General features: G+C 69.2%; 22 protein-coding genes and 1 pseudogene. 11 read left to right on the top strand and 12 right to left on the bottom strand.

Annotated elements, in window-relative coordinates:
• Positions 1-68: 68 nt before the first annotated feature.
• Together K6T36_RS02935 and K6T36_RS02930 are read right to left on the bottom strand one after the other, a co-directional pair.
• Positions 69-1,007, bottom strand: a complete 939-nt coding sequence (locus tag K6T36_RS02935) for a thiamine pyrophosphate-dependent enzyme (RefSeq protein ID WP_222922530.1) — start codon at positions 1,005-1,007, stop codon at positions 69-71.
• A gap of 2 nt (positions 1,008-1,009) precedes the next feature.
• On the bottom strand, positions 1,010-2,902 hold the full coding sequence (locus tag K6T36_RS02930) for a 2-oxoacid:acceptor oxidoreductase subunit alpha (protein WP_222922529.1): 1,893 nt from the start codon (positions 2,900-2,902) through the stop codon (positions 1,010-1,012).
• A 318-nt stretch (positions 2,903-3,220) separates the two neighbouring features.
• Here K6T36_RS02930 and K6T36_RS19115 point away from each other — a divergent pair.
• The 4 genes and pseudogenes from K6T36_RS19115 to K6T36_RS02915 all read left to right on the top strand — a co-directional run.
• Positions 3,221-3,517: pseudogene (locus tag K6T36_RS19115) on the top strand (PKD domain-containing protein); the annotation flags it as partial.
• 192 nt (positions 3,518-3,709) lie between these two features.
• Positions 3,710-5,941, top strand: a complete 2,232-nt coding sequence (locus K6T36_RS02925; RefSeq protein WP_225935209.1) for a PKD domain-containing protein — start codon at positions 3,710-3,712, stop codon at positions 5,939-5,941.
• Between the two features lie 95 nt (positions 5,942-6,036).
• Positions 6,037-6,702 (top strand): CAP domain-containing protein, encoded by a 666-nt coding sequence (locus K6T36_RS02920; RefSeq protein WP_222922527.1) that lies wholly within the window; start codon positions 6,037-6,039, stop codon positions 6,700-6,702.
• Positions 6,699-7,406, top strand: a complete 708-nt coding sequence (locus K6T36_RS02915; RefSeq protein WP_222922526.1) for a DsbA family protein — start codon at positions 6,699-6,701, stop codon at positions 7,404-7,406. Before K6T36_RS02920 ends, K6T36_RS02915 begins: the two co-directional genes overlap by 4 nt.
• Positions 7,407-7,460: 54 nt before the next feature.
• Here the strand turns inward: K6T36_RS02915 and aroC are convergent, their stop codons facing one another.
• From aroC to aroA, 5 genes are all read right to left on the bottom strand, one after another.
• Positions 7,461-8,648 carry a chorismate synthase gene (aroC, locus tag K6T36_RS02910; RefSeq protein ID WP_222922525.1) on the bottom strand — a complete coding sequence of 396 codons (1,188 nt, stop codon included), beginning with the start codon at positions 8,646-8,648 and terminating at the stop codon, positions 7,461-7,463.
• Between the two features lie 95 nt (positions 8,649-8,743).
• Complete coding sequence (locus K6T36_RS02905; protein ID WP_222922524.1) at positions 8,744-10,120, bottom strand: cytochrome P450; 1,377 nt, start codon at positions 10,118-10,120, stop codon at positions 8,744-8,746.
• Positions 10,121-10,219: 99 nt separating this feature from the next.
• Entirely contained in the window at positions 10,220-11,452 is a 1,233-nt protein-coding gene (locus K6T36_RS02900; RefSeq protein WP_222922523.1) for an iron-containing alcohol dehydrogenase family protein, read from the bottom strand.
• Positions 11,453-11,512: 60 nt separating this feature from the next.
• The gene (locus K6T36_RS02895; RefSeq protein ID WP_222922522.1) at positions 11,513-12,037 is read right to left on the bottom strand and encodes an ester cyclase; all 525 of its coding nucleotides are present in this window, start codon (positions 12,035-12,037) and stop codon (positions 11,513-11,515) included.
• 156 nt (positions 12,038-12,193) lie between these two features.
• Entirely contained in the window at positions 12,194-13,513 is a 1,320-nt protein-coding gene (aroA, locus tag K6T36_RS02890) for a 3-phosphoshikimate 1-carboxyvinyltransferase (RefSeq protein WP_222922521.1), read from the bottom strand.
• A 169-nt stretch (positions 13,514-13,682) separates the two neighbouring features.
• Between aroA and K6T36_RS02885 the strand changes: the two genes are divergently transcribed.
• The 5 genes from K6T36_RS02885 to K6T36_RS02865 all read left to right on the top strand — a co-directional run bounded on the left by K6T36_RS02885 (position 13,683) and on the right by K6T36_RS02865 (position 18,049).
• The gene (locus tag K6T36_RS02885) at positions 13,683-13,862 is read left to right on the top strand and encodes a hypothetical protein (RefSeq protein ID WP_222922520.1); all 180 of its coding nucleotides are present in this window, start codon (positions 13,683-13,685) and stop codon (positions 13,860-13,862) included.
• Between the two features lie 92 nt (positions 13,863-13,954).
• Complete coding sequence (locus tag K6T36_RS02880) at positions 13,955-15,163, top strand: M24 family metallopeptidase (RefSeq protein ID WP_222922519.1); 1,209 nt, start codon at positions 13,955-13,957, stop codon at positions 15,161-15,163.
• A gap of 1 nt (position 15,164) precedes the next feature.
• On the top strand, positions 15,165-15,581 hold the full coding sequence (locus K6T36_RS02875) for a hypothetical protein (RefSeq protein ID WP_222922518.1): 417 nt from the start codon (positions 15,165-15,167) through the stop codon (positions 15,579-15,581).
• Positions 15,582-15,661: 80 nt separating this feature from the next.
• The gene (locus K6T36_RS02870; protein ID WP_222922517.1) at positions 15,662-16,504 is read left to right on the top strand and encodes a prephenate dehydrogenase/arogenate dehydrogenase family protein; all 843 of its coding nucleotides are present in this window, start codon (positions 15,662-15,664) and stop codon (positions 16,502-16,504) included.
• 117 nt (positions 16,505-16,621) lie between these two features.
• Complete coding sequence (locus K6T36_RS02865; protein WP_222922516.1) at positions 16,622-18,049, top strand: small ribosomal subunit Rsm22 family protein; 1,428 nt, start codon at positions 16,622-16,624, stop codon at positions 18,047-18,049.
• A 33-nt stretch (positions 18,050-18,082) separates the two neighbouring features.
• Here K6T36_RS02865 and K6T36_RS02860 read toward each other — a convergent pair whose 3' ends face one another.
• The 5 genes from K6T36_RS02860 to K6T36_RS19025 form a co-directional block, all read right to left on the bottom strand.
• Positions 18,083-19,192 (bottom strand): ABC transporter permease, encoded by a 1,110-nt coding sequence (locus tag K6T36_RS02860; protein ID WP_222923335.1) that lies wholly within the window; start codon positions 19,190-19,192, stop codon positions 18,083-18,085.
• An 85-nt stretch (positions 19,193-19,277) separates the two neighbouring features.
• The gene (locus K6T36_RS02855; RefSeq protein ID WP_222922515.1) at positions 19,278-21,137 is read right to left on the bottom strand and encodes an ABC transporter permease family protein; all 1,860 of its coding nucleotides are present in this window, start codon (positions 21,135-21,137) and stop codon (positions 19,278-19,280) included.
• Positions 21,134-22,042 carry an ABC transporter ATP-binding protein gene (locus K6T36_RS02850; protein ID WP_222922514.1) on the bottom strand — a complete coding sequence of 303 codons (909 nt, stop codon included), beginning with the start codon at positions 22,040-22,042 and terminating at the stop codon, positions 21,134-21,136. Before K6T36_RS02850 ends, K6T36_RS02855 begins: the two co-directional genes overlap by 4 nt.
• A gap of 128 nt (positions 22,043-22,170) precedes the next feature.
• Positions 22,171-22,380, bottom strand: coding sequence for a hypothetical protein (locus tag K6T36_RS02845; protein WP_222922513.1), 210 nt, complete (start codon positions 22,378-22,380; stop codon positions 22,171-22,173).
• A gap of 207 nt (positions 22,381-22,587) precedes the next feature.
• Positions 22,588-22,716, bottom strand: a complete 129-nt coding sequence (locus K6T36_RS19025; protein ID WP_264083997.1) for a DUF7989 family protein — start codon at positions 22,714-22,716, stop codon at positions 22,588-22,590.
• A gap of 267 nt (positions 22,717-22,983) precedes the next feature.
• Here K6T36_RS19025 and K6T36_RS02840 point away from each other — a divergent pair, with 267 nt between their 5' ends.
• Entirely contained in the window at positions 22,984-23,673 is a 690-nt protein-coding gene (locus K6T36_RS02840) for a carbonic anhydrase (RefSeq protein WP_222922512.1), read from the top strand.
• Positions 23,674-23,740: 67 nt separating this feature from the next.
• Complete coding sequence (locus tag K6T36_RS02835) at positions 23,741-24,802, top strand: DUF2891 domain-containing protein (RefSeq protein WP_222922511.1); 1,062 nt, start codon at positions 23,741-23,743, stop codon at positions 24,800-24,802.
• The last annotated feature ends 145 nt before the right edge of the window (positions 24,803-24,947 follow it).

Here is a 24,947-nt window from a genome sequence, read left to right as displayed (position 1 = left end):
GACGGCGGTCCGCGACCGCCGATTCGCGTGACGACGAGGCCGTCAGACGGGTGCGTCCGCCCGACAGCTCACTTGTGCTTGTCGATGAAGTTGTCGTACGAGCGCTCCCACTCGTAGTCACCGTCGAAGTACCGCTCCGCCAGCGGCTCCTCGGGCATCTCACCGATCTCCTGTTTCTCCTGCTGGTAGGAGGGGCGGTCGTCCTCGCGGTAGTAGACACCGGTGAGCACCTCGCCCTCGTACAGCTTGTCCTCGGTCTCCCGCATCAGCTCCTGGGCGTCCGCGCGGTTCGTCGGATCGAAGTCGTAGTCCTCGGACTCGTTGATGTCCGTGTACGGGACGTACTGCTTCGCGTCCTTGTTCCACGTCGGGCACTGGGTCAGGAAGTCGATGTGTGCGAACCCGTCGTGCTCCATCGCCTCCTTCAGGATACGCTGGGCCTGGTTCGGGTTGACCGCGGCCGTCCGGGCGACGAACGACGCGCCCGAGGTCAGCGACAGCGACAGGGGCCGGATCGGCGTCTTCGCCGAGCCGTGGGGCTGCGTCTTCGATTTGTGCCCCTTCGGGCTGGTCGGGGACGTCTGCCCCTTCGTCAGCCCGAAGATCTCGTTGTTGAACACGATATACGTCATATCGTGGTTCTCCCGGGCGGTGTGCATGAAGTGGTTCCCGCCGATCCCGTAGCCGTCGCCGTCGCCGCCGGCCGCGACGACCTCGACGCCGGGGTTGGCGAGCTTCGCCGCACGGGCGACCGGCAGCGAGCGGCCGTGGATCGTGTGGAAGCCGTAGCTGTCGAGGTAGCTGTTCAGCTTGCCCGAACAGCCGATCCCCGTGACCAGCAGCGTCTCCTCGGGCGTGCGGCCGACCTCCGGCAGCGCGCCCTTCAGCGCCTTCAGGACGCCGAAGTCGCCACAGCCCGGACACCACGTCGGCTGCGGTTCGATCTCGGGCGTGTACTCGTTACGGTCGATCTCGCGTTCCTCGCCGATTGCACTGAATGCGCTCATTGTCAGTCACCTGCCGCGGGCACGAACTTCGTCTCGTTGCCGGGAAGCTCCCCGCCGTCGACGAGTTTCGTGGTGAACCCCTCGACGATCTCCGCGGGCTCGAAGGGGTTGCCGTTGTACTTCAGCAGCGAGGAGAGCATCTCCCCGTGCGTGCCGAGCTCCTTCTGGGTCAGACCGCGGAACTGCGCCGACGCGTTCATCTCGACGACGAGCGCCTCGTCGACGGAGTCGAGGAACGACCGAACCGCGTCGACCGGATACGGCGCGAGTTCGGCGACGGTCAGCGCCTTCACCGACGTGCCGTTCTCGTTGAGCCGGTCGACGGCCTCCTCGACGGTCCCCTGCTGGGAACCGAAGGTGAGGATGCCGTACTCGGCGTCCTCGGGGCCGTGTTCGACGAGCAGTCCGTCGCCGTCGAGGTCCTCGCGGATGGCGTCGAGCTTGCGCTGACGACGGTCCATCTGCGCGACCCGGTTGTCCGGGTCCTCGCTGATGTGGCCGGCCGGGTTGTGTTCGTTGCCGGTCGCGAGGTAGCGGCCGGCCTTCTGGCCGGGCACCGAGCGCGGCGAGACGCCGTTCTCGCCCTCGTGCTGGAAGCGGTGGAACTTGCCGTCGGCCGTGTGCGGCTGCTCGGCCAGCTCGTCCTCGGTGAGCGTCATGCCGATGTCGCCGTTGGGCTCGCGGTCGAAGTGCGAGGCCGGAACGTTCGTCAGCTCGCCCGACAGCTTCTGGTCGTAGACGATCATCGTCGGGATCTGGTACTCGTAGGCGAGCTGGAACGCCCGTCGCGACGCCTCGTACGCCTCGGCGACGGTGCCGGGCGCGAGCACGACGCGCTGGGAGTCGCCCTGCGACGTGTACAGGACGTGCTCCAGGTCGGCCTGCTCCGGCTTCGTCGGCATCCCCGTCGAGGGACCGGCGCGCATGGCCTCGATGAGCACCAGCGGCGTCTCGGTCATCTCCGCGAGGCCGAGCGGCTCGCCCATCAGGGCGAAGCCGCCGCCGGAGGAGCCGGACATCGCCTTGACGCCCATGTGGGAGGCGCCGATGGCGAGCGCGGCCGCGGCGATCTCGTCCTCGACCTGCTCGGAGATCCCGCCCAGTTCGGGCAGGTTCTGGCTCATGATGGTGAACACCTCGGTCCACGGCGTCATGGGGTAACCGGCGATGAACCGGCAGCCCTCGTCGATGGCGCCGTAGGCGATGGCGTCGGAGCCGGACATGAGCACCTGCTCCTCGTCGTGGTCGCCCGAGGGGACGGACACGTCGGGGGCGTCGACATCGTACTCCTCGTGCACGAGGTCGTAGCCCGTCTGCATGATCTCGAGGTTCGGCTCGAGGATCTTCTCGGGCATCGCGTCGCGCATCAGCTCCTCGATGGCCTCGAGGGGGATCCCGGTGATGGCGCAGGTGACGCCGACGCCGGCGGTGTTGCGCATGACCTCCCGGCCCTGCTCGCGCGCGAGCGACCGGAGGTCGATGTCGTACACGTGCCAGTCGTTCTCCTCGACGCGCTCCTCGAAGTTCGGAACCTCCGAGGGGTCGAGCAGCCCGGAGTCGTAGACGATGACCCCGCCCTCGCGGAGCTCGTCGAGGTTCTCCGCGAGCGGCTTGGCCTCCTCGTTCCCGTAGTAGGCCTCGTCCTGCGGGTTGCGGGCGAACGAGTCGCCGAGCGCCAGCAGGAAGTTGTAGCCGTCGCCCCGCGACTTGACGGGATCGGCGGAGGCGCGTACCTCGACGTAGGTGTGGCCGCCCCGGATGCGCGAGGGGTAGTGACGATGCGTGAAGACGTGCAGCCCCGACCGCATCAGGGCCTTGGCGAAGTTCTGACTGGTCGAGGCGATACCGTCCCCCGACCCGCCAGCGATCCGCCAGATGAGTTCGTCGGCTGACATAGGTACTGATCGGCCCTCCGATGGGCAGTATTTGACGGTTGTCTTGCCCACGTAAAATGCCTTGCTATGGGTTCGCAAAGGGTCGATCGTGAGGGTTTCGGGGATCGACCCCGCCGACGAGTGATCGGCTGCCCAGTCCGACCGGAACCGGTGTCGGTTCACCAAATGACACGCGGCGATCACGATATCGGTGACGGTCGGCCCACAGCTCGGTAGATCGACACGCTCCGGGATCTGAGACTCTCGTTTCGGAACCATAATTTTTCGCTTGAGTTCTAAAATCTTATAACAGATAGCGCGGCATCTCGGACAGAGAGTATGAGATGCGCTTCCCTGGCCGTCGCGGCGATCCTCGTCGTGGCGGCCGTTCCCGCGTCGGTCGCCGCGCACGATGCGGCGGAAAACGATCCGCCGCTCGCCGACGCCGGTCTCGATCAACACGTCGAGCGCGGCACCGTAGTGTGGCTGGACGGCGGCGGCTCGCTCGACCCCGACGGGGAGCTCGTCGCCCACGAGTGGTCGATCCGAACTCCCGACGGCCGGGAGATCGAGCCGAGCGATCCGACGGCGGTCTCGACGACGTTCACCGCGTCGACCGTCGGCAGATACGAGGTCACGCTGACCGTGACCGACGACCACGGCGTCGAGCGGAGCGACACGCTGTACGTCGACGTGGCCGCCCCGGACGAGGAGCCGTCCGACGCCGAGTCGGGAGAATCGACCCCGCAGCCGAACGAACCGCCGACAGGGGACATCGAGGGGCCGGACAGCGTGGTCCGCGGCGAGACGGCGACGTTCACGGCCGACGTGTACGACCCCGACGGGGAGATCGCCTCCTACGCCTGGTCGGACGGGCAGTCGACCCGCGAGGTCGACCGCACCGTCGATCTTCCGGCGGGCGAGACGTTCGCGTTCAGCGTCCGCGTCACGGACGACGACGGCGCGACGGCGACGGTCCGGAAGTCGGTGCGCGTGCTCGCGCCGGACGGCGACACCGGATCCACGAGTTCCGGGTCGGACAACGAGGAACCGACCGCCCGCATTGCGGGCCCGGACCGCGTCGCGTCCGGCCACGAGGCGACGTTCGTGCTCCGGGCGAGCGACCCGGACGGAACCGTGGTTCGACGACTGTGGCCCGATCACTCCGAGAGGGGCGCGACCCTCGAGCGCACGTTCACGGATACGGGGACGTACACGCTGCGAGGCGTTGCCGTTGACGACGACGGGGCGCGAGCGACCGCGACGAAGACCGTCGAAGTGTACGACGAGGGGCCGCCGGTGGTCTCGATAGACGGCCCCGACACCGCGCCGATGGGGAGCACACAGGAGTACACGCTGGAGGCGTACGATCCGGACGGCGGGGAGCTGACGATCAGTTGGGGTCCTCCACAGACCCAGCTTGAGCGGGAGTCGGATCGGTACGTGAACCACGTCGGGATCGACGGGATGCTTGGGGACACGGTGGAAGTCTCGGCGACGGTTACGGACGACGAGGGGAACACCGTGACCGCGGTGAAGGAGACGAACGTGGAGACACAGACGAGTTTCGGGACCGGAGAGGCCGTGCCCTATATCTCGGAAATCTCGTCGAGATACGTCACTGACGACACGAAACAGACATCGGAAACGGACTCCGTAGAGCTCGGCACCTACGAATTTCTAGCGACGGTCACACATGAAGAACCGAAGATCGTTCGCGCGACATGGCGGGTGAACGACACGAATCGGGCCGTCGTCGTCGATACGCTCGGCCGATTCTCGGGCACCCGCGACACCGGGATCCGTCATATGTTCGTCTCCGAACACGGTGGCAAGGTCACGAGAGAGGTTTCACTCTCGGCGGTCGACGCGGACGGCGATAGGGACGAACAGAAGTGGATTAGCCGGGTTCACTCAGTACAGACTCACGACCACATCGTGTTCTATGCGATGAAGTCGGGCGAGTCAGCGAGAAAAAACAGCTTGGAGGTCGAACCCGGCGATCAGGTCGAGTTCATCGTCGGATCGAACCAGAACTACCGTCTAGCCTTCGGTGACGGGAGTGCTGCACGCGGGTCGGGAACCTCGTCACTGCGGAACGTCGCAATCGCTCACACCTACGACGACCCTGGAACGTACAAGGCGAGACTTATCTCGACACAAGGCCCGAACGGTGAAGCGTTGAAAACCGTCGACATCAACGTTCGACCGAAGACCTACACGGAGTACTGGTACGATATTTTGGGGAGTACAATAACTCAGGTCGTATCAGAGGATAGCCCCAAAGGAGACAGGTGGCAGAAGCGATCTGTCCATGACTCCGGAACATTTCGCACTGGACGAACGGTATCTGTGAGGGCAGACGCGGGACGACCGTCGATGCTCGGGGACAACTGGGTATCGACGGGGACGAGCGTTGAGCAGCGATCGCGCCGGATCACTCGCGTCAGGCAGTCGGACCCGGACGGGGCAGGAGACGACTGGCAGCTCGTGGAACGGAACGTTCGGACCGAGGAACGGACGTACTACGAGGACAAATACCAGTGGCTTTCGAGCAAGTTCCAGCGCCCGGGGTGGAGTTACACTGGCGAAACCAGAACTGATCGGGTCGTCGTCGGCGACGGACATAATCACGACCGCGAGCGACACACCCGGACCACGAGAACGTGTACGAACTGGGACCTCGATCCGAGCCCGTACGGCGGGTTCTCACGCGAGTGCTCCAACTGGAGATACGACACCGATGTCTGGTACACCGGCCACGACCACAGCGGCTACACGTACTACGACACCGACTACCTGTACAAGACCGAGGTCGAACGGACCCGGACAGTTCACTACCACGAGTACGCGAGCGAGCGCGAGTTCACCGTTACCACGGAGACCTTCGCGGAAACGGAATCCTGGACCGAATGGTTGTGGGAACGTGAAGGAAGTACCGTGAGACAGGAGTACTCACTCAAGAAGCCCGAGACTGGTTCGTATATTTCGGGGACTCTCCGGACTGTTGAAGTTCGGTGTGGATCTGAGGAGAGCAACCACGATTCCGTCATGTGCTGACGACTAATTACGAACATACATATACAATAAATTATCACTGATATTATGGCAATCTCGACCCTTCAAACCGGTTTGTTCCGCTCGAGGTTGGTACAATGAGTAGGAGATTCACGATTGCACTCACACTTGTCGCGATGATCTCGTTAGCTGGATGTCTCTCCTCCGTCGGTTCGAATCCCGAGCCGGTCGTCCATAGCCAAGAGCCAGTAGAAATAGAAGACTCCAATCCGGAAACAGCGAAATTTGGTCATCATCAGGCGGATGATGAAGTTGATACTCCAGTTCCGTTGGAGAATAAAACGCCGCGAGATGATGTTAATGTGTCATTAGCAGAAGAGATATTGAAGTTGAAAATAGACGATCATAGACACAACAACGATGTTAGCACATTAGTCTCTGACCCCCGACTTGCCCGTATCGCTCGCCATCACTCTTATGACATGGCCACGCGGGACTTCTTCAACCATACCAATCCCGATGGTGAGACGTTCTCCGACCGTGTCCAAGCAAGCAGTTATGCCTGTGGTGGCGGTGGCGAAAACCTCAGGGGGGTCTTCTGGAACAGAAGTTATACGCAAACCGAGGAGGAGCTTGCAGAGGTCATCCTTCGTGGATTCATTCGGTCCCCAGAACACAACACGGGGATGCTCCTCCCGAGTCACGACACCATCGGGGTCGGGATATACATCGCCGAGGACGGGCGAACGTACGCCACAGTGAATTTCTGCGACGCTAACCCGGGGGAGGAAACCGAACCATGACGGACCTCGACCCTGACCCTACGCGCAGACGCTTCCTCGCGGCCGCAGGCACCGCGACACTCGTCGGAACGTCCGGCTGCCTCGGTTGGCTGCGCGGCGACTCCGACGGCGACGAACCTAACGGCGGCTGGCACACGGAGGAGTTCACCACCGTCGAGGCGACGAAGACGTTCAGCTACCGCGAGGGAACTCGTACCCCCTACGCCGGCGTGAAGCAGATATACGCGGGCGGCGGCACACTCGTCGCCGTCTACTTCGATTACGCCCACGAGCCGTCGATCCGGTGGTGGCGTGAGGAGTTCCCAAAGCTGTCGGACCTCCTCGTCGAGGACAGGTTCCGACCGACGCTGCTCATGTTCCCGCTTCCGGTCAACGAGTGGTCGATGCTGCTGCCGAGCGCGCTGTTCGAGGTTCGCGCCCGGGGCACCCGCGCCGACGCGTGGGCGTTCCACGAGGCGCTCGTCGAGGCGGCGCCGGAGTACTCGTTCGACCTACTCCGAGACCTCGCCGGAGACGTGGGCGTCGACGGCGACGCGGTGGTCGAGGCCGCACGGACGCGACGGCGGCGGAATCAGACGTTCTCCGACCGACAACTCGGCCGCGACAGCGGCGTCGAGACGCTCCCGGCGTTCCGGTGGGGAACCGACCCGATCGAGGGATCCACCGCCGCCGATCTCAGGGAATTCGTCGAATCGAGACGATAACAGGATGTGCCTGGCGGCCGGATGCGTGCGATCCGTCCTCCGGCTTCGTTTCCGCTATTCCTCGTTCCCTGGGCTGCTCGGGTGGTAGTCGGTGTCGTACTCGCCCGGGCGGTCGTCCAGCCTGTCGGGGTTGATCCGTCCCCCGAGCAGCATGAAGTCGAGCACCGTACAGTAGAGCATCGCCTCGACCACGGGGACCGCACGCGGCGGGAGGACGGGGTCGTGCCGGCCGACGACCTGCACCTGCTTCTCCTCGCCCGTCTCCCAGTCCACGGTCGTCTGCTCCTTCGGGATCGATGTGGGCGCGTGCCAGGTCACCTCGCCGTAGATCGGTTCGCCCGTCGTGATACCACCCTGGAGACCGCCGTGATCGTTGCCGACGGGAACGGGGTCGCCCTCCTCGCTGACCGTCTCCGGGTGGTCGCCCTCGTCGAACTCCCAGTTCTCGTTGCGGTCGTGGCCCGCGACCTCGCGGGCGTCGCGGCCGAGCCCGAACTCGAAGGCCGTCGTCGCGGGGATAGACATCATCGCCTGTCCGAGGCGGGCGGGGAAGGCGTCGAACCGCGGCGCGCCGAGCCCGCGCGGGACGCCGCGCGCCTCGAACTCGATGGCGCCGCCGATGGAGTCGCCGGCCTCCTGGTACTCGTCGATCAGTTCCCGCATCTTCGCGGCCGTCTCCGGGTGGGCGCATCTGACCTCGTTCTCCTCGCTGTGCTCCAACATCTCCTCGAAGGTGACCTCCGGCGCGACGATGTCGCCGATTTGGTTGACGTGGGCCTTGATCTGTACGTCGTAGTCGCTCTGGTCGAGCACCGCCTTCGCGACGGCGCCGCCGGCGACCCAGTTCACCGTCTCCCGGGCCGAGGAGCGGCCGCCGCCGCCCCAGTTGCGCGTGCCGAACTTCGCGGAGTAGGTGTAGTCGCCGTGGCTTGGCCGGGGCGCGGTGACGAAGGGTTCGTACTTGCCCGAGCGGGCGTCCTTGTTCTGGATGACCATCCCGACCGGGGTGCCGGTGGTGTAGCCGTCCTGGATCCCGGAGTTGATCCGCACCTCGTCCGGCTCGCCGCGGCTGGTCGTGATCATCGACTGGCCGGGCTTGCGGCGGTCGAGCTCGCGTTGAATGCGCTCCTCGTCCAACTCGACGCCCGCCGGCACGCCCGAGACCGTACAGCCCATGGCCTCGCCGTGGCTCTCGCCGTAGGTGGTCAGCCGGAACAGCCGGCCGAACTCGTTGCCGTTCATGCTCGTGTTCGGGGGGTCGGCGGTATAAAATGCGGCGAACGTGCGAAGAACCGCCGGGGCGGAGGCGGCGGACGGGATCGGTCGGACGGTCCCCGTCAGCGCTCGTGAAGCCGCATCCGAACCGGTTGGGTCGGGCGCGTGGTGATACTTGCCTCCAGGTTCGATTCGAGGTCGACGGGATCGACGACCTCGAAGGCGTACCGCCGCAGCAACGTCGCGAGGATCAGCTTCGCCTCCAACAGGGCGAACCGATCGCCGACGCACCGGCGCGGGCCCGAGGAGAACGGGAAGTAGGCCAACGGGTGCAGGTCGGCCTCCATCTCGTCGGTCCAGCGGTCGGGGCGAAACTCCAGCGGGTCGTCGTAGTGGGCGGGGTCGCGGTGGACGACCCACTGGCTGATCGCAATGGGAGTTCCCTCGGGAACGCGGTACCCGCCGAGTTCCACGTCCTCCGTCGGCTCACGGAGGATGCCGTGAACCGGCGGGAGCAGCCGCATCGACTCGGTGACGACTTGATCGAGGTACTCCAGATCCCGCACGGCGTCGAACCCGGCGGGGTCGTCGCCGAGTTCGGCCTCCAGTTCGTCGAGCAGTCGTCGCTCGATGTCGGGGTGGCGCGCGAGCAGGTGGAGCGTGAACGTGAGCGACAGCGCCGTCGTCTCGTGGCCCGCCAGCAGCAGCGTCTTCACCTCGTCGCGCACCTGCTCGGCGGCCATCCGCTCGCCGTCGTCGTCCTCGGCCGTGAGGAGCGCCGAGACCACGTCGGCGTCGGGTTCGATCTCGCCCTCGCGCAGCGCGCGGCGCTTCTCGTCGACCAGCTCGTCCACGATGCGGTCGAGCGAGGCGACCGCCTCGCGGAGCCTCTCACGCCCGAGCGTCGGCACCGACGGGGGAAGGAGATCGAGCAGGCTTCCGCCCGCGGACTGCTCCATCACCGTGTCGAGCGCGCCGCCGATCGCGGGCGTGCGGTCGCGGATGTCGACGCCCATCAGCGCGCGCGCGACGATGTCGAGCGTCAGCCCCATCATGTCGCGGTGCACGTCGCGGACCTCGCCGTCGTCCCAAGGGGCGCTCGTGCGCTCGGTCACGTCGACCATCATGTCGGCGTAGCCCGCGATCCGGTCGGGCGTGAACGCCGGCTGGATCAGGTGGCGCTGTCGCCGCCAGAAGTCGCCCTCGCTGTTGAGCAGGCCGTTGCCGAGCACTGGTCGGAGCTGTTGCTGGAACAGCTCCCCCTTCACGTACTTCTCGTTCTCGGCCACGAGCACCTTCCGGATCGGGTCCGGGTCGGTCAGCAGAATCACGTCCTGTCCGAGGATCTCATAGCGCGCGACGCCGCCGTACTCGGCGGCGACGCGGTCGCGGAAGGCGAAGAAGTCGCGGCGGTTCTCGAGAAACGAGCCCAGGACGGGGAGGCCGTCCGGGCCGGGGACGGCGTCGGGCGGGCGCGGCGGGGAATCCGTGTCGCTCATGGGACCCGATCCGTGTCGAGGGGGCAAAGCGGTTGGTGAACGCCGGGTCGGTTCAGTTCGGTTGTCGCCGGTCCGTGGCGCGTCCGAATCTCCGTGGCTTCAGAACGCCGCCTCCAGCACCGCCCGCGCGTCCGCCTCCGTGAGATCGTATCCGTCGGGCGCGTACGACAACAGCGAGTCGCCGGCGGTCACGCGCGCGGCCTCTGCGAGTCCGTCCGCGTCGACGCCGTCGATCGCCGACATCGAAGCGGGCAGGCCGAGCGCGTCGCGGATCCGTTCGACCTCGGCGATCGCTTCCTCGACCGCAGGGTCTTCGACGACGCCGTCGCCACCGTCGCCGTCGCCGTCCACCTCGAAGGCCGCCGCCAGCAGCGAGAGGTCGACGCCGGCGTCGGCCATCGCCCGCAGCGCGTGGGGGGCGACCGCCGCGTGCGCGAGCCCCTGCTGGATCCCGAAGGCGTCGCGCAGGCCGTGGCCGAACGCGTGGATCACGTTGATCGTCATGTCGCCCGGGCGCGAGATACCGTACTGCGCGAGGACGACTCCCGCGACCGCGCGGTTCATCGCCGTCGGGTCGTCGGTCATCTCCGGCAGCCCGTCGGCGAGCAGCCGGACCGCCCGCGTCGCGGTCGCGTCCGTGACGGCGGTCCGGGTGCTGGCGTACAGCGACTCGATCGCCTTGTCGAACCCGTTCATCGCCGACCCAGCGAGCACGCCCTCGGGCGTCGTCTCGAAGAGGTCCGGGTCGTAGAACAGCGCCTCCGGCATGAGGTCGGCGCCGCCGACGCCCGTCGAGACGAGTTCGGTGCCGCCCGCACCGTCGTCGACCTCGGCGGCGATGCCCGCGATGACGGAGAGGTCCGCGCCCGCGAGCGTCGTCGGCACCGGAAACAGCGGCGTGAGGGAGGCCGAGTCCTCGGGCGTCGCGATCCCGCCCGTCTCGGCCACCTCCGCGCGGGCGTCGTCCAGCGAGAGCCCGCGAGCGCGAACCACAGACGCGACCGTCGCCACATCGAGGCTGGAACCACCGCCGACCGGGACGAACGCGTCGGCGTCCAGATCGTCCGCGCGTTGGACCGCGCGGGCGGCCTCGCGAAGTCGCTTGTCGGGCGTCGTTCCGGCGAACACCTCCGCGAGGCGGTCGCCGAGGCCGTCGCCGACCGCGTCCATGAGCTCCGCGTTGGCGGCGACGTTCGACCCGCAGACGACGAGCGCGGTGTCACACTCGCGCTCGTCGAGCGCGTCGCCGATGTCGGCGATACAGCCGCGCCCGTAGTGGATCGCGCCGGGGTCGTAGTCGAACGCGAACGGCGGCGTGTCGAGGTCGGTCATGGCCGGATCGTCTCTCTCCCGGGCGAAAACGGCACCGACGGCGGAAGGGGGACCGGCCGGTCAGTGGAGCCGCTGTCGGCCGCCGAGGCGCCACCGGAGTTGCCTCAGCGCGATCCGAGCCATCGTGCTCGGTCCCGTCGGGAGATTGTCGAGCTGCTCGACGATCCCGAGCGCGTCCGCGAGCACCCAGGTCTCGGCGATTCGGCCGCCTTCGACCCGGTAGATACCGAACTGCGGCACCTCGAAGCGCCGCCCCGTCGGGGCGATCTCGCGACCCTCCATCCGCATCGGCCCGACGTTGCGCCCGCTCGCGGTGGCGTACGCGGCGATGCGGTCGCCCGATCGAACGGACTGCTCGACCGTGACGGTCACGTCAGTGAAGATCCCCTCGTTGCCCTCGGTCAGTTCGACGATCGCGGCCCGACCCTCCGTATCGAGCGGCCACCGCGGCCGGTGGAGCACGCAGTCGTCCGTCACGAGGTCACTCATCCGGTCGGCGTCGCCGGCGACGAACGCCGTCAGGAATCCCTCGACGACCGCCTCCTCGGGCTCAGTTACGGTTCCGCCGACGTCCTCGGTTGCCATGAGTAGATCACCGATCTGGGAAGTATGTTGTGTAGTAGCAAAGCTGTTCGGATCGAGAGCCCGGCGGCGTCGACGGACTCGCCGCTCCTCGGATCCGGCGAGTCAGACGAGGCCGGCGGAGCGACGCGTCGTCGCCCCGCGGGAGACGGAACCGGCCTATTCCACCGACACGTCCGCGCCCAGTTCCCCCATCGTCGCGAAGAAGCCGGGGAACGACACGTCTACGTGTTCGGCGCCGGTGACGGTCGTCTCCCCGTCGGCGACGAGGCCGGCGACGGTCAGCGCCATCACGAGCCGGTGGTCCCCGCGACCGTGAACCGTCGCGCCGACGAGCTCGGAGTCGCCGCCGTGGACCGTCAGCGAGTCCTGCGTCTCGGTCACCTCGGCGCCCATCGCCTCCAGCGACTCGGCCATCGAGGCGACGCGGTCGGTTTCCTTGTACCGGACGTGCTCGGCGTTCACGATCCGCGTCTCGCCGTCGGCGACGGCACCGAGCACGGCGATGGTGGGGAGGAGGTCCGGCGTGTCGCCCACGTCCACCTCGACCCCGGAGAGGTCGCCGCCGCGGACGGTGATCTCGCCGTCGTCCTCGTTCCAGTCGATGTCGGCGCCCATGCGGTCGAGCACGTCGACGATGGCGGAGTCGCCCTGCGCGCTCGGGCGGGCGCCCTCGACGACGACCGCCTCGCCCTCGGCGGCGGCGACCGCGCCCGCCGCGAGCAGGTACGACATCGACGAGAAATCGCCGGGAACCGCGTATTCGTCGGCCTCGTAGGTCTGGCCGCCGGGGACTCGGAAGCCCGTCCCCGTGCGCTCGGTGTCGACGCCGAAGTCGGCCAGCACCTCGCGGGTGATCTCGACGTACGGGGCCGATTTGAGTTCGGTTTCCAGATCGATCTCGATCCCTTCCTCCGTCACCGCGCCGGCCATGAGCAGCGCGGTGACGAACTGCGAAGATACGTCCCCGGGGATGGCGACCGTCCCGCCGGCCATCGCGTCCCCGACGACCAGGGGCGCCTGTCCGTTGCGCCGGGTCGACTCCGCCCGGCCGCCCAGGCCCGCGACGGCGTCGAGGAGCGGCCCTTGCGGGCGCGAGCGCAGCGACTCGTCGCCGGTGAGCACGGCGAGGCCGTCGGTCAGCCCGGCGGCCGCGGTGACCAGTCGCATGGTCGTCCCCGAGTTTGCGCAGTCGATCACGTCGTCGGGCGTGTTCGGTCGGCCCGCGAACCCCTCGACCTCGACGGCGCTCGCGCCGCCCTGGGCGCCGTCGGCGTCGTCTCCGCCGACCCACGCGACCTCGCCGCCGAACGCCTCGACCGCGCGGCCGGTGGCTCGCGGGTCCGCGGAGTCGAGCGGGTCCGTGACGGTCGTCCCCGCGCCGTAGCCGGCGGCGAGGATCGCGCGGTGCGTGTAGCTCTTCGACGGCGGGGCGCGCGCGCGGCCGGCGACCCGCGAGGGGGAGACGTGTGCGTCCATGTGGCGGAGGTGCGCCCGGCCGGGCAAGTGTGTACCGACCGCGACAGCGGTTGCGGGTGCGGATGCGGCGACGACACCGAGCGACCCCGTCGACGGGGTGCACGGCCACACGTGACACACCGAAATAGTTGGGAAGAAATAATACAACAGATGTAGTAAATATGTGTTCATGGACGAATCGCACGCGGAATGCCTCATCGACGAGCTCCTCGACCGCGGGATGGTCCCCGACGATCGGGTCGCCGGCGTGGAGCGACTTCGCGACGCGGGGGAGGTCTGGCGGGCGCTCGAGTACGGGATGAACGGCGAGATCAGCGAACGGTGGCCGGCGGAAGCCGAGCGCACCTGACGGCCGGACGCGATCGCGGCGCAACCGCGAGGGTTCGCGGCCGCGTTCCCGCGACGAAAACGACTATCCCGCCGGTCGCCGCACCCACCAGTATGACACGCAGCCTCGCCGCGCTCGACGATATACTCGCGGCGACGGACGCCGACGCGTACTGTATCGACGCCGGAAGCGACGACTCGAACCAGCTGTACCTCTCGGGCTTCGACGCGCCGGACCCGTTCTTCACCGCCTACACCGGCGACGAGCTCGCCGTGCTCGTCTCCGGGCTCGAATACGGGAGGGCGAAGAAGGAATCCCACGCCGACACCGTCGGGCGGCTGTCGACGTACGACTACGCCGAGCGGGCCGCCGAGGAGGGACAGGCCGCGGCGCAGGCGGGCGTGTACGCCGACTTCCTGGCGGACCTGGAGGTCGAGTCGACGCTCGTCCCCGAGCGCTTCCCGGTCGGCGTCGCCGACGCCCTCCGCGAGGCGGGGATCGCCGTCGACGTGGACCGCGACGACGTGATCGAGACGGTCCGCGCGACGAAGACCGAGGAGGAGCTTGACGCCGTCCGACGGGCGACCGCCGCCAACGAGACCGCCATGGCGGCCGCCGAGGAGCTGATCGCCGCGGCCGACGTTGCCGACGACGGCACGCTCGTCATCGAGGAGGGTTCGGACGGTGAGGGCGGCGGGACGACCGCGCTCACCAGCGAGCGCGTGAAAGAGGAGATCGAGGTCACCCTCCTCCGGCACGGCTGCGCGCTCGACGAGACGATCGTTTCCTGCGGCGCCGACGCCGCCGACCCCCACGACCGGGGGTCGGGTCCGCTCGAACCGGGCGAGAGCATCATCATCGACATCTTCCCGCGCGAGAAGGCGAGCAAGTACCACTCGGACATGACCCGTACGTTCTCGAAGGGCGAGGCGAGCGACACGGTCGCCGAATGGTTCGAGTTGACCGAGGAGGCGCTGGAGGCGGCGCTGGACGCCGTCGAGCCGGGCGCAACCGGCGCCGACGTGCACGCCGCCGCCTGCGACGTGTACGAAGAGGCGGGCCACCCGACGCTTCGGTCGGACCCGGACACCGAGACGGGATTCATTCACTCGACGGGCCACGGCGTCGGCCTCGACGTGCACGAGCGGCCGGGGCTCAACCCCCGCGGGGAGGAGCTGGAGCCGGGACACGTGATCACCGTCGAGCCCGGCCTGTACGACCCCGAGGTGGGCGGCGTCCGCATCGAGGACATCGTGATCGTCACCGAGGACGGCTACGAGAACCTCACCGGGGACTACCCCGTGGAGCTGGTGGTGGAGTGACGTGACGAGCGATCCCGACGCGCCGGCCGACGGCGACGCTGCCGGCGTCGACGCGGACGCAGACGAACGGACCGACGCCGTCGTCGCCGTCTGTCGGCAGGCCCCCGACGGCGTCCGCACTTACACCATCGAGATCGACGCCAGCGACGCCGACGGCGCCGAGATCACGGAGGTCGCGCCCGGACTGCTGGAGGCGCATTTCGAGGTCGTCGAGGGCGGTGTCGGCGCGGACAAGGTCACGGTCCGCGCGGTCGACTTCCGCGGGGAGGCGCGAACGGTCGACTCGGAGACGCTGGTCGGCGTGCGGTTCGCCGAGCCGGTGTCGCTGTCGGACGTGCGGATGCGCCTCCTCTCGGCCGAGGATCACGGCGGCGACACGCTCCCGTCGGAGTGGTTCCGGATCGCGGCGGTGGAGTAGCTCCGGGCCCCCATAGTCGGGGTGGCGACACCGTCGCCCCGACCGATACCCTTTCGGTCGCCACACGGATACCGAACGGCATGAAGCTGCTCGTCGTCGGCGCCGGGGAGATGGGCCGGTGGGCCGCGCGGACCCTCCGCCCGGTCAGCGAGCGCGTCGCGCTCGCGGACACCAACCCCCAGACAGCGATGGACGCCGCCGAGGACGTCGTCGACGGCCGCGTCGTCCCGCTCGACACCGACGAGTCGTTCGACTGCGTCGTCCTCGCGGTGCCGATCCCCGTCGTCGCCGACGCGGTCGCGACGTACGCCGACAACGCCGCGGGCGGGGCGCTCGTCGACGTGTCGGGCGTGATGGCCGAGCCCCTCTCCGCGATGGCCGATCACGCCGCCGGCGAGTACGCCAGTTTCCATCCGCTGTTCGCGCCGCCCCGCGGCCCCGGCCGGATCGCGTACGTCCCCGGTCAGTCGGGCCGAATCGTCGAGCGGGTCCGCGAGCGGTTCGCGACTGTGGGCAACGAGGTGTTCGAGACGACCGCGACCGAGCACGACGACGCGATGGCGAAGGTCCAGACGGGCGCCCACACCGCGGTCCTCGCGTACGCACTGGCCGCCGGCGACGTGGACGAGCGATTCCACACGCCCGTCTCCGAGCCGCTCGCCGAGATCGCACGCACCGTCACGGAGGGCGAGCCACGCGTGTACGCCGACATCCGCGAGGCGTTCGACGGCGACGACGCGGTCGCGGAGGCGGCCCGGGCCGTGGCGGCCGCCGACCGCAACGAGTTCGCGGCGCTGTTCGAGCGCGCCGGCGACGCTGTCGACGCCGAGTCGCGAGTGGACGCCGGCGACGCCGACGACGCCGGCGACGACGCCGGAAACGACGAGCGATCCGACGGCCCCGCGTCGCGAGCGGACGAGTGAAGCCGGCGAGACAGAACCGTTACCCACGCCGACCGAGTAGCCGCCGGCAATGACTCACTCGCCGCAGGCTGTCCCGTGTCCGCGGCCACGACCTCAGGCGGCCGCGGGGTGGTCGCCGTGAGCGTCGACCGCGAGGCGCTGCGCGACACCGCGAAGTACCTCCGCAACGCCCGCCCCGTCGACCCCGACGAGGTGTACGAGTACCTCCCCGACCGACCGCACCCGGCGGTCGTGCGCACCGCCCTCCGCGAGGAGGCGTTCGATCTGGGGCTCTACGAGCGCGAGGACGGAACGTTCGTCCCCGCGAACGACGAGCCCGTCGACCCGCCGGGGTGGTCGCCCGGGTCGTTCCCCGACGAGCACGTCGAGACGGTCGAGGACCTGCTGTTCGAACGCTACGGCCTCGACTGGCACGAGGGCGACTCCGGGGACGCGCTCCGGGAGACGATCGACCGGCTGAAGGAGGACTACTACCGCGGCCGCCCCGTCGAGTACGACGCCGACGCCGCGCTCGCGTACGCGGTCTACCACCAGCCGGACTTCTACGCCGCCGTCGGCTACGTGCTCGACCGGCTCGCGGACCGCGGACTGCTTCCCCGGACCCTCCGCGTGCTCGACGTGGGCGCGGGAACAGGCGGCCCCGCCCTCGGGCTGTTCGACTACCTCCCGGAGGACGCGCTCGTCGACTACCACGCGATCGAGCCGAGCGCGAACGCCGACGTGCTGGAGGAAGTGCTCGCCGACACCCGGCCGAACGTCCACACGACGATCCACCGCGAGACCGCCGAGGCGTTCGACCCGGAGGCCGTCGGCGACGTGGACCTCGTCCTCTTCGGCAACGTCCTCTCGGAACTCGACGACCCGGCGGCGGTCGCCTCGCGCTATCTCGACGCGCTCGCCGCCGACGGCTCCTGTGTCATGCTGGCGCCGGCGGACCTGAACACCTCGACGGAACTTCGCCGCGTCGAGCGCGCCCTGACGCCGCCCGAGGGCGACGTGAGCGTGTACGCGCCCGACCTGCGGCTATGGCCCGGCGACGCCCCCGAGGATCGCGGGTGGTCCTTCGAGGAGCGCCCCGATCTCTCGACCCCCTCCTTCCAGCGGAAGCTCGACGACGCCGCGACGCGCGCGTACGACGAGGAGCCCGGGACGTACGTCAACACCGACGTGAGGTTCTCGTGGGCGATCCTCCGGCCCGATGGCGAGCGCCGCCATCCGGTCGTCGCCAGCGCCGAGCGCCACCACCGTCTGGCCGACTCCGAGGAGCACGTCACCGACCGGGTGAACCTCCTCGCGGTGAAGCTCTCGGGCGACCTCACCGACGACGCGGATGCGAACCCGCTGTTCAAGGTCGGCGACGGGAGCGAGGAGTTGGAACACTACCTCGTACTCACGGGCGAGTCGTCGCTCAACCGCGACCTGCGGGAGGCCCCCTACGGCGCGGTCCTCTCGGTCGAGAACGTCCTGATACTCTGGAACGACGACGAGGGCGCGTACAACCTCGTGTGCGGCAAGGAGACGGTCGTCGACATCGTCGCGGCCTGATCCGGGGAATCGTACGACGAGATCGCCGACGACTCAGGCCGGTCCGTAGCGCGCCACGCCGGCGCGGGCGACCGCGACGGCGATCCCGCCGGCGACGACGAGGGCGACGACCGCGAGAGACGACGCGGGGTCGGCGCTGCCGACGGCCAGCTTCGCTGCGACGTTCGCGGGGTTGGCCGGCGACAGCGCCGCCGCGCCGAACAGCCCGAGCACGCCCAGCGAGTACACCGTCTGTGCGGCCCGTCGATCGGGCGCCGTGAGCGCGAGCGCCGCGCCCAGCGCGGTCACCATCGCGGCCAGCCCCGCGGTGAGCGCGAGCAGCCCGACCACCCCGGTGACGGTGCCGATCGCGGTCGGCGACGGCGCGATGGCGGTCCCGTTGGCCGACAGCAGCGCGAGCCACAGCGCCGCCTGCACCGGCGCGAGGCCGGCGGCCGCGAGCAGCTTCCCCTCGACGATGTCGGTCATCGTGACGGGGGCGACCCGGAGCAGTTCGAGCGTCCCCCGTTCCAGCTCCTCGGTGAGCGAGTCGACCGTCACCGAGCCGGCGATGAACACCGGGAGGAACAGCAACAGGGGGACGAGCACCGTGTAGGTGAACCCGAAGTACGGCGACGAGCCCGCCCGCGGCGGCAACTCGAGGACCTCCGCCGAAAGCGACGCCGAGCGCTGGTCGCGCTCCAGTCGCTCGAACGCCCGCAGCGCCTCGCGGGCGCGCACGACGACCAGCGTCGTCCCGACGTTGCCGTCGGGCACGAGGACCCGTACCTCCAGGGTGCCCCGTTCGGTCGCCGTCGACAGCAGCGCCGCGTCGGCCCGGCCGTCGGCGAACGCCTCGGCGGCCGCCTGCCGGGTCGGGTACCGCTCGGCGTCCATCCCGTCGGTCTCGCCGACGGCGCGCAGCAGGTCGCCGGCGTCGTCGCCCGCGACCGCCGTGTCGACGGAGTAGTCCGCCGCGGCGCCGGGGTCGTACAGCGAGACGAGCCCGACGACGAGGAACGACGAGAACGCCGCGACGAACAGCTGGATGAGCAGCGCGAGTACGATGGTCTTCTCCGACCGTAGCGACGCCAGCTCCCGCCTCGCGATCGTCCAGCGCGGGTCCCGGCCAGCGCGGTCGCCCGCGGCGACGGTGCCCGGGATCGGGTTCGGGGCGTCGTCCGCCGGCGCGTCGGCGGGGCCGCCGTCGGCGACCGGGACGCTCCCCTCCCCGTCCCCCTCGCGATCGCTAGCCAAGGACGCTCACCACCGTGAGATCGTAGGCGAAGTGGATCGCCATCGCGACGAACAGCGTCACGGCCCAGGCGCGCCGTCCGCGCGTCGCGCCGACGGCGCCGACGGCCGCCGTGACGACGTGCAGGAGGAGCGGGAGCGCCAACAGCGCGAGGCCGAGCGCCGGCCCGAACGCCGCGCCGACACCGGCGGTGCCGAACGCGGCCTGCCCGAGCGGGAGCGATCCCAGGCCGACGACCTGAACGATCGCCGTCGCCTTTTCGGCGACGAAGAAGCCGGCGCCCGACAGCGCACCCAGCTTCAGCGCCGTGGGGAGGTCGCGCTCGAAACGCGACTGGTGGAAGCCCGCGAAGATGGCGACGCCCTTGGCGATCTCCTCGACGACCGCGACGACCACGAGCAGCCCGACGACCGCGGCCGCCTGTGGCAGCGCGAACAGCAGCGCGACCCCGAGCAGCTCGGCGACGAAGACGAACGGGACCGACAGCGCCGCGAGGAGCGCAACGTCGCGGGGGCGGTGCAGCCGCACCGCGAGCGCGTCGAGGAACTTCAGCGGTACCGCGCGCTGGGTGAACATGTCCTCCTCGCGGTAGACGCCGACGCCCATGGCGAACAGGGTAGCGGCGACGAGGTAGAACGGGCCCGTCGAGAACAGGTACTCCCCGATCGCGACCGCCTCGCCCTGGAGGTCGCGGACGACGAGCGTCAGCGGCGAGATGAGCGCGATCGGCGTCACCGTCGCGAAGATCGCGGGGACGAACGCGTACGTCGTCAGCGTCACGGAGACGGTGACGGTGACGAAAGTGAGTTCCTTGAACGAGCGCGCGAACATCGCGCCGACGAACGTCGACGCGAGGAACACGAGCGCGATCGGGAACACCGCCGCCACCGAGAGCACGCCGCCGCCGACCCCGGCTGCGATGAGCGCCGTCGCGAGGAGCGCGACCGCGGCGTACGGCAGGGTCTTGCCGGCGACGATGTCGCCCGGCGACAGCGGCGCGACGAGCAGCAGCTCCCCCCGGCGGTTGATCCGCTCGTTGAGCACCGTCGATCCGTACGCCTGGATCACGAAGTTCATCGGCACGAGGAAGGCGAACGCGAGCACGAGCGAGGAGAACGGGAACGGCGGGGAGATCTCCGCCGGCGACCCGGTCGGCTGGCCGCCGAACAGCGGCCCCGCGACGCCGCCGAAGTCGGGGACACCGAGCCCGTCCCCGGACCCGTCGCCCGCGGCGGGTCCGGAGCCGCCGGATCCGGAGGCGGATCCGTCCCCGGCGCCGCCGGCCTCGTCCTCGCCGTCGTCTCCCGAGCCCCCTACGCCTGCCGCCCCGTCGCTGGCGCCGACGCGCTCGCTCGCGCGCTCGACGTAGCTGAGGGTGACGCCGACCGGGAAGGCGGCCGACTGGTTCTCCTCCGCCAGCAGGAGCTGCGTGTTGTGTCGCTCGACTGCCGACCGGAACGCGCCGAGTGCGGCCTGTCCCTTGCGTGTGTTCGCCACCGAGACGGTCGCCTCGCGGTCGGTCGGGTCGCGGTCGTCGACGTACACGTCCGCGTTCGGCGCGCCGACGGGCACCGCCTCCAGCGGCGTGGAGTCGCTCACGGGGTCGTGGTACGGGCTGTCCGGACTGACCGCGACCGCGTAGATGTCGTCGTCGAGGGCGACGCCGCCGGCGAACAACCCGCCCGCGGCGACGCCCACCGTCAACAGGAGCGCGACGGCGCCGAGGGCTGCGGTCTTCCGGTCGACGGTGCCGGTCGTCCGCGACACCTCCCAGCGCGCGACGCGACCCGTCTTGCGGGCGTGCCGGCGGGCGGCGGCGAGGAGCGCGCGACCGACCGCGCCGGGGCGTCTCACCCCCCGACCTCCCCGGGATCGGTGCGGCGGCTTCCGGGCATCGGCTGGCCGGCCACGTCGAGGAATATCTCCTCAAGCGTCGACTCGCGCGTTCTAATGTCGACGACCTCGCCCCCCTCGTCCGCCGCCGCCCCGCGGATCGCCTCGACCGCGTCCATCGAGTCGACGGTCGACACGTGGCGGTCGCCGTCGGGCTCGCTCCCCTCGACGGGGACCGTGGTGAACACGCGGTAGGTCGTCTCGCCGTGCTCGGCGCGGATCTCCTCGACGGTGCCGCGCGCGACGATCTCGCCCTCGTTCATGATCACGACGCGGTCACAGACCGATTCGACGTGATACAGGTTGTGCGCCGAGAACAGCACGGTCTTGCCCGCGTCGGCGAGGTCGCGGACGTACTCCAGCACGTAGTTGGTCGTGAGCGGGTCGAGCCCGGACGCCGGCTCGTCGTAGATCAACACGTCGGGGTCGTTGACCAGCGAACGCGCGATCGCGACCTTGCGCTTCATCCCCTTCGACACGTCCCCCAGCCGGCGGTCGCGGTGCTCCAGCTCTAGGTCGTCGAGCGCCGTCTCGATCCGTTGGTTCGCGGTCTCGCGCGGCACGTCGTACAAGTCCGCGAAAAAGCGGAGATAGCTCCGCGCGGTCATGTCCTCGTACAGCGGCGACTCCTCCGGGAGGAACCCCAACGCGGTTCGTGTCTCCGGGTCGCCCGCCGGCTCGCCGGCGACCCGGACGGTGCCGGCGGTCGGCTCGATCAGCCCCGCGAGCGTCTTGAGCGTCGTCGTCTTGCCCGCGCCGTTCGGGCCGACGACGCCGAATATCTCCCCCGGCTCCACGTCGAAGGTACTCCCGTGCACGGCGACGAAGTCGCCGTACACCTTCCGCAGGCCGTCGACGGTTATCACACCGTCCGATTCGCCCCCCGCGATAAGAGGCCGTCGCCGCGCCTATCGGCCGTGAGAACGCCGCCCCGGCCGAGTTACTCGGGCAGTCGACTCACTTCGACTGCCGACACATCACTTCCGCAGCCGACTCACTCCCGCGGCCGGTACTCCACGCAGCCGAACGTCGTGTACTGCTCGGGGATTCCGACCGTCTCCGAGCCGTCGGCGTCCGACGGATCGTCGACGCCGTACGGGACATCGACCGATTCAGGCGTCGCCGTGCGCTCGTTCGGTGACCACGCGTCAGCGTCAGTCGCGACCGCCGCCGCGTACGAGTCGAAGGTGACCTGCTGGGGCATACTACAGTGTTCGTGCTCATCCACAATATGTCTTTCCGTCGATTACTCTATCTTGAGTAAAGATTTGTTATCAGTGGTAACACGGGTCATGGACACGGACCGACCGATCGCTGTTCGGTCGTGGGAACGAGTCCGACACGGCCGATCACCGTGGCGGTCGCTCGAGGGTCGGGAGTCTCCGAGGAGCCTATCGGTCGCAGTGAGAAGTCAGTCGTCGTCGCGGTCGCCGCCGTCCGCTCGCGGTTCGGGTTTCTCGCCGCCTCGTTCCCAGACGGGGTCCGCGGAGGCGCCGTGCGGTGCGGTGTGGCTGATGTCGCCCATCGTTCGTTCTGTCATCGTGGCTCGGAAAAACACCTCCCGGTATTTCAGCGTTGCATGGAACTACCTTAGACACACAGTACCATATTAGGACCATAATACCATACCAGGTCGCGGGTCGACGCGCGATCAGAACCCCGACGGGCGCACGGCTCGGAGCTCCTCCTTCGTCCAGTTTCGGCAGCCGTTCGCGCGGGACTCGACGGCCACCGTTCGGTCGCGAATCGACACCGGTGCCCGGTTCGACGAGCCAGACATATGTACGCGGACGCGGACCACGTGGGTATGAACCGAACGGTGGTCGACTTGTTGGCCGATAACGCCGGGCACGCCCGCGCGTTCGCCGGTCGCTTCGACGAGGTACAGGACGGACAACAGCCCGAGGCCGTGACGGTCTGTTGCTCGGACTCGCGGGTGCTTCAGGACCACGTCTTCGGCAACGACACGCCCGGACGGCTGTTCACCTGCGGCAACATCGGCAACCGGGTCGTCCAGCGCACCGACGCCGGCGAGGCCGTCTCCGGCGACGTGTTGTACCCGCTCGCACACGCCGGGACGCGGATCGCGGTCGTGGTCGGCCACACCGGCTGCGGCGCCGTGACGGCGACGTACGGCGCGCTCGCCGGCGACTTCGACGCCGCCGACGAGCCGGCGGGGATCCGCCACTGCGTCGACCTGCTCGCCCCGCATCTCGAACCCGGCGTCGACCGGCTCCCCGATGGCCTCGACGACGCCGAGGCCGTGAACCGGCTCGTCGAGTACAACGTCGACCGGCAGGTCGACCACCTGCTCGGGAGCGACGACGTGCCCGAGGACACGGACGTTATCGGAGTCGTCTACGACTTCCAGGACGTCTACGGCGGCGAGCGCGGCGAGGTCCACGTGATCAACGTCGACGGCGAGCGCGACCCCGAGACGCTGCGGGCCGAACACGGAGCCGTCGCCGACCGGATCCGCCGCCTGTGGACGTACTGACCGAACCGGGTGTGACCGCGTCGCACGCGGGCGACCGATTGAACTCGGTTCGGGCGGACCCCGCCGTATGGACGACCTCTCGCCGCCCGACGACGAGACGCTGATCGCCGGTCGCGCCGACTGGATCGACGCGGACGCGGCCGCGCGGCTCACCCGACATCCGCTCGACGGCGTCGACACCGAGTACCCCCACGCGACGGGCGCGATCGAGGGGCCCGACGACGTGACGCCGCCGCGCGAGCGTCACCCCGTCTTCTACGGCTGCTTCGACTGGCACTCGGCGGTCCACAGCCACTGGTGTCTGGTGCGGGCGCTGCGGCTGTTCCCCGACCACCCCGACCGCGAGGCGATCGCCCAGGGGATCGACGAACGGTTGACCGACGAGCACGTCGCCGGCGAGCTCGCGTGGTTCGAGGACCGCGAGACGTTCGAGCGACCCTACGGCTGGGCGTGGCTGCTCGCGCTCGCCGCGGAACTCGACCGGTGGGACGACCCGCGGGCGGCGCGGTGGGGTGACGCGCTCGCGCCGCTGGAGGAACGGATCCGCGCCCTCGTCGCCGAGCGGTTCCTCCCGATGGATCGGCCGTTCCGCGTCGGGACGCACGGCAACTCCGCGTTCGCCCTCTCGCTGGTCCTCGATTACGCCCGGTCGGTCGGCGACGACGCGCTCGAACGGAATGCAGTCGAGACGGCGCTCGCGTTCTACCGCGACGACACCGACGCCCCGATGGGGAACGAGCCGCTGGGCTGGGACTTCCTCTCGCCCGCGCTCGCGGAGGCGGACCTCATGCGGCGCGTCCTCGACGGCGACGCGTTCGCGACGTGGGTGGACGGTTTCCTCGCCGACGCGGGCACGCTTCCCGCGCCGGTCTCCGTCGCCGACGGCGAGGGCGGCGTCGCGCTCCACCTGGTCGGGCTGAACGTCTCGCGGGCGTGGGCGCTGGCGGGCGTCGCCGACGCGCTGCCGGACAGCTCGCGACGGACGGCGATCCGGGAGGCCGCCGTCGCGCACGCCCGCCGCGGCGTCGAGGAGGCGTTCACCGACGACTACGCCGGCTCCCACTGGCTGTCCTCGTTCGTCTGCTACCTCCTGACGCGCAACGAGGGCGGTATCGGAACCGTCGCGTGAGACGTTCGGGAGAAGGGGCGCAGGCTATCGGGGTCCGGTTACCGGCTCTCCCGTCGTTCGACCGAGTTCAGGTCGCTGAAATCCGTAACGGATAGCCGCGATACGACTGCTTCGTCTGTGTTTAGGTCCCCGGAACTGAGCAGAA

The organism is Halobaculum roseum (assembly GCF_019880245.1).
Classification (GTDB): domain Archaea; phylum Halobacteriota; class Halobacteria; order Halobacteriales; family Haloferacaceae; genus Halobaculum; species Halobaculum roseum.
The sequence above is the reverse complement of the archived record's forward strand: the minus strand, read 5'-3'. Positions and strand labels throughout refer to the sequence as shown.

What these genes read in the sequence shown, in the direction of transcription:
- K6T36_RS02935 (WP_222922530.1), bottom strand. Translation starts at nt 1,007, where the DNA reads ATGAGCGCATTCAGTGCAATCGGCGAGGAACGCGAGATCGACCGTAAC.
- K6T36_RS02930 (WP_222922529.1), bottom strand. Translation starts at nt 2,902, where the DNA reads ATGTCAGCCGACGAACTCATCTGGCGGATCGCTGGCGGGTCGGGGGAC.
- K6T36_RS02920 (WP_222922527.1), top strand. Translation starts at nt 6,037, where the DNA reads ATGAGTAGGAGATTCACGATTGCACTCACACTTGTCGCGATGATCTCG.
- K6T36_RS02915 (WP_222922526.1), top strand. Translation starts at nt 6,699, where the DNA reads ATGACGGACCTCGACCCTGACCCTACGCGCAGACGCTTCCTCGCGGCC.
- aroC (WP_222922525.1), bottom strand. Translation starts at nt 8,648, where the DNA reads ATGAACGGCAACGAGTTCGGCCGGCTGTTCCGGCTGACCACCTACGGC.
- K6T36_RS02905 (WP_222922524.1), bottom strand. Translation starts at nt 10,120, where the DNA reads ATGAGCGACACGGATTCCCCGCCGCGCCCGCCCGACGCCGTCCCCGGC.
- K6T36_RS02900 (WP_222922523.1), bottom strand. Translation starts at nt 11,452, where the DNA reads ATGACCGACCTCGACACGCCGCCGTTCGCGTTCGACTACGACCCCGGC.
- K6T36_RS02895 (WP_222922522.1), bottom strand. Translation starts at nt 12,037, where the DNA reads ATGGCAACCGAGGACGTCGGCGGAACCGTAACTGAGCCCGAGGAGGCG.
- aroA (WP_222922521.1), bottom strand. Translation starts at nt 13,513, where the DNA reads ATGGACGCACACGTCTCCCCCTCGCGGGTCGCCGGCCGCGCGCGCGCC.
- K6T36_RS02885 (WP_222922520.1), top strand. Translation starts at nt 13,683, where the DNA reads ATGGACGAATCGCACGCGGAATGCCTCATCGACGAGCTCCTCGACCGC.
- K6T36_RS02880 (WP_222922519.1), top strand. Translation starts at nt 13,955, where the DNA reads ATGACACGCAGCCTCGCCGCGCTCGACGATATACTCGCGGCGACGGAC.
- K6T36_RS02870 (WP_222922517.1), top strand. Translation starts at nt 15,662, where the DNA reads ATGAAGCTGCTCGTCGTCGGCGCCGGGGAGATGGGCCGGTGGGCCGCG.
- K6T36_RS02845 (WP_222922513.1), bottom strand. Translation starts at nt 22,380, where the DNA reads ATGCCCCAGCAGGTCACCTTCGACTCGTACGCGGCGGCGGTCGCGACT.
- K6T36_RS19025 (WP_264083997.1), bottom strand. Translation starts at nt 22,716, where the DNA reads ATGACAGAACGAACGATGGGCGACATCAGCCACACCGCACCGCACGGC.
- K6T36_RS02840 (WP_222922512.1), top strand. Translation starts at nt 22,984, where the DNA reads ATGAACCGAACGGTGGTCGACTTGTTGGCCGATAACGCCGGGCACGCC.
- K6T36_RS02835 (WP_222922511.1), top strand. Translation starts at nt 23,741, where the DNA reads ATGGACGACCTCTCGCCGCCCGACGACGAGACGCTGATCGCCGGTCGC.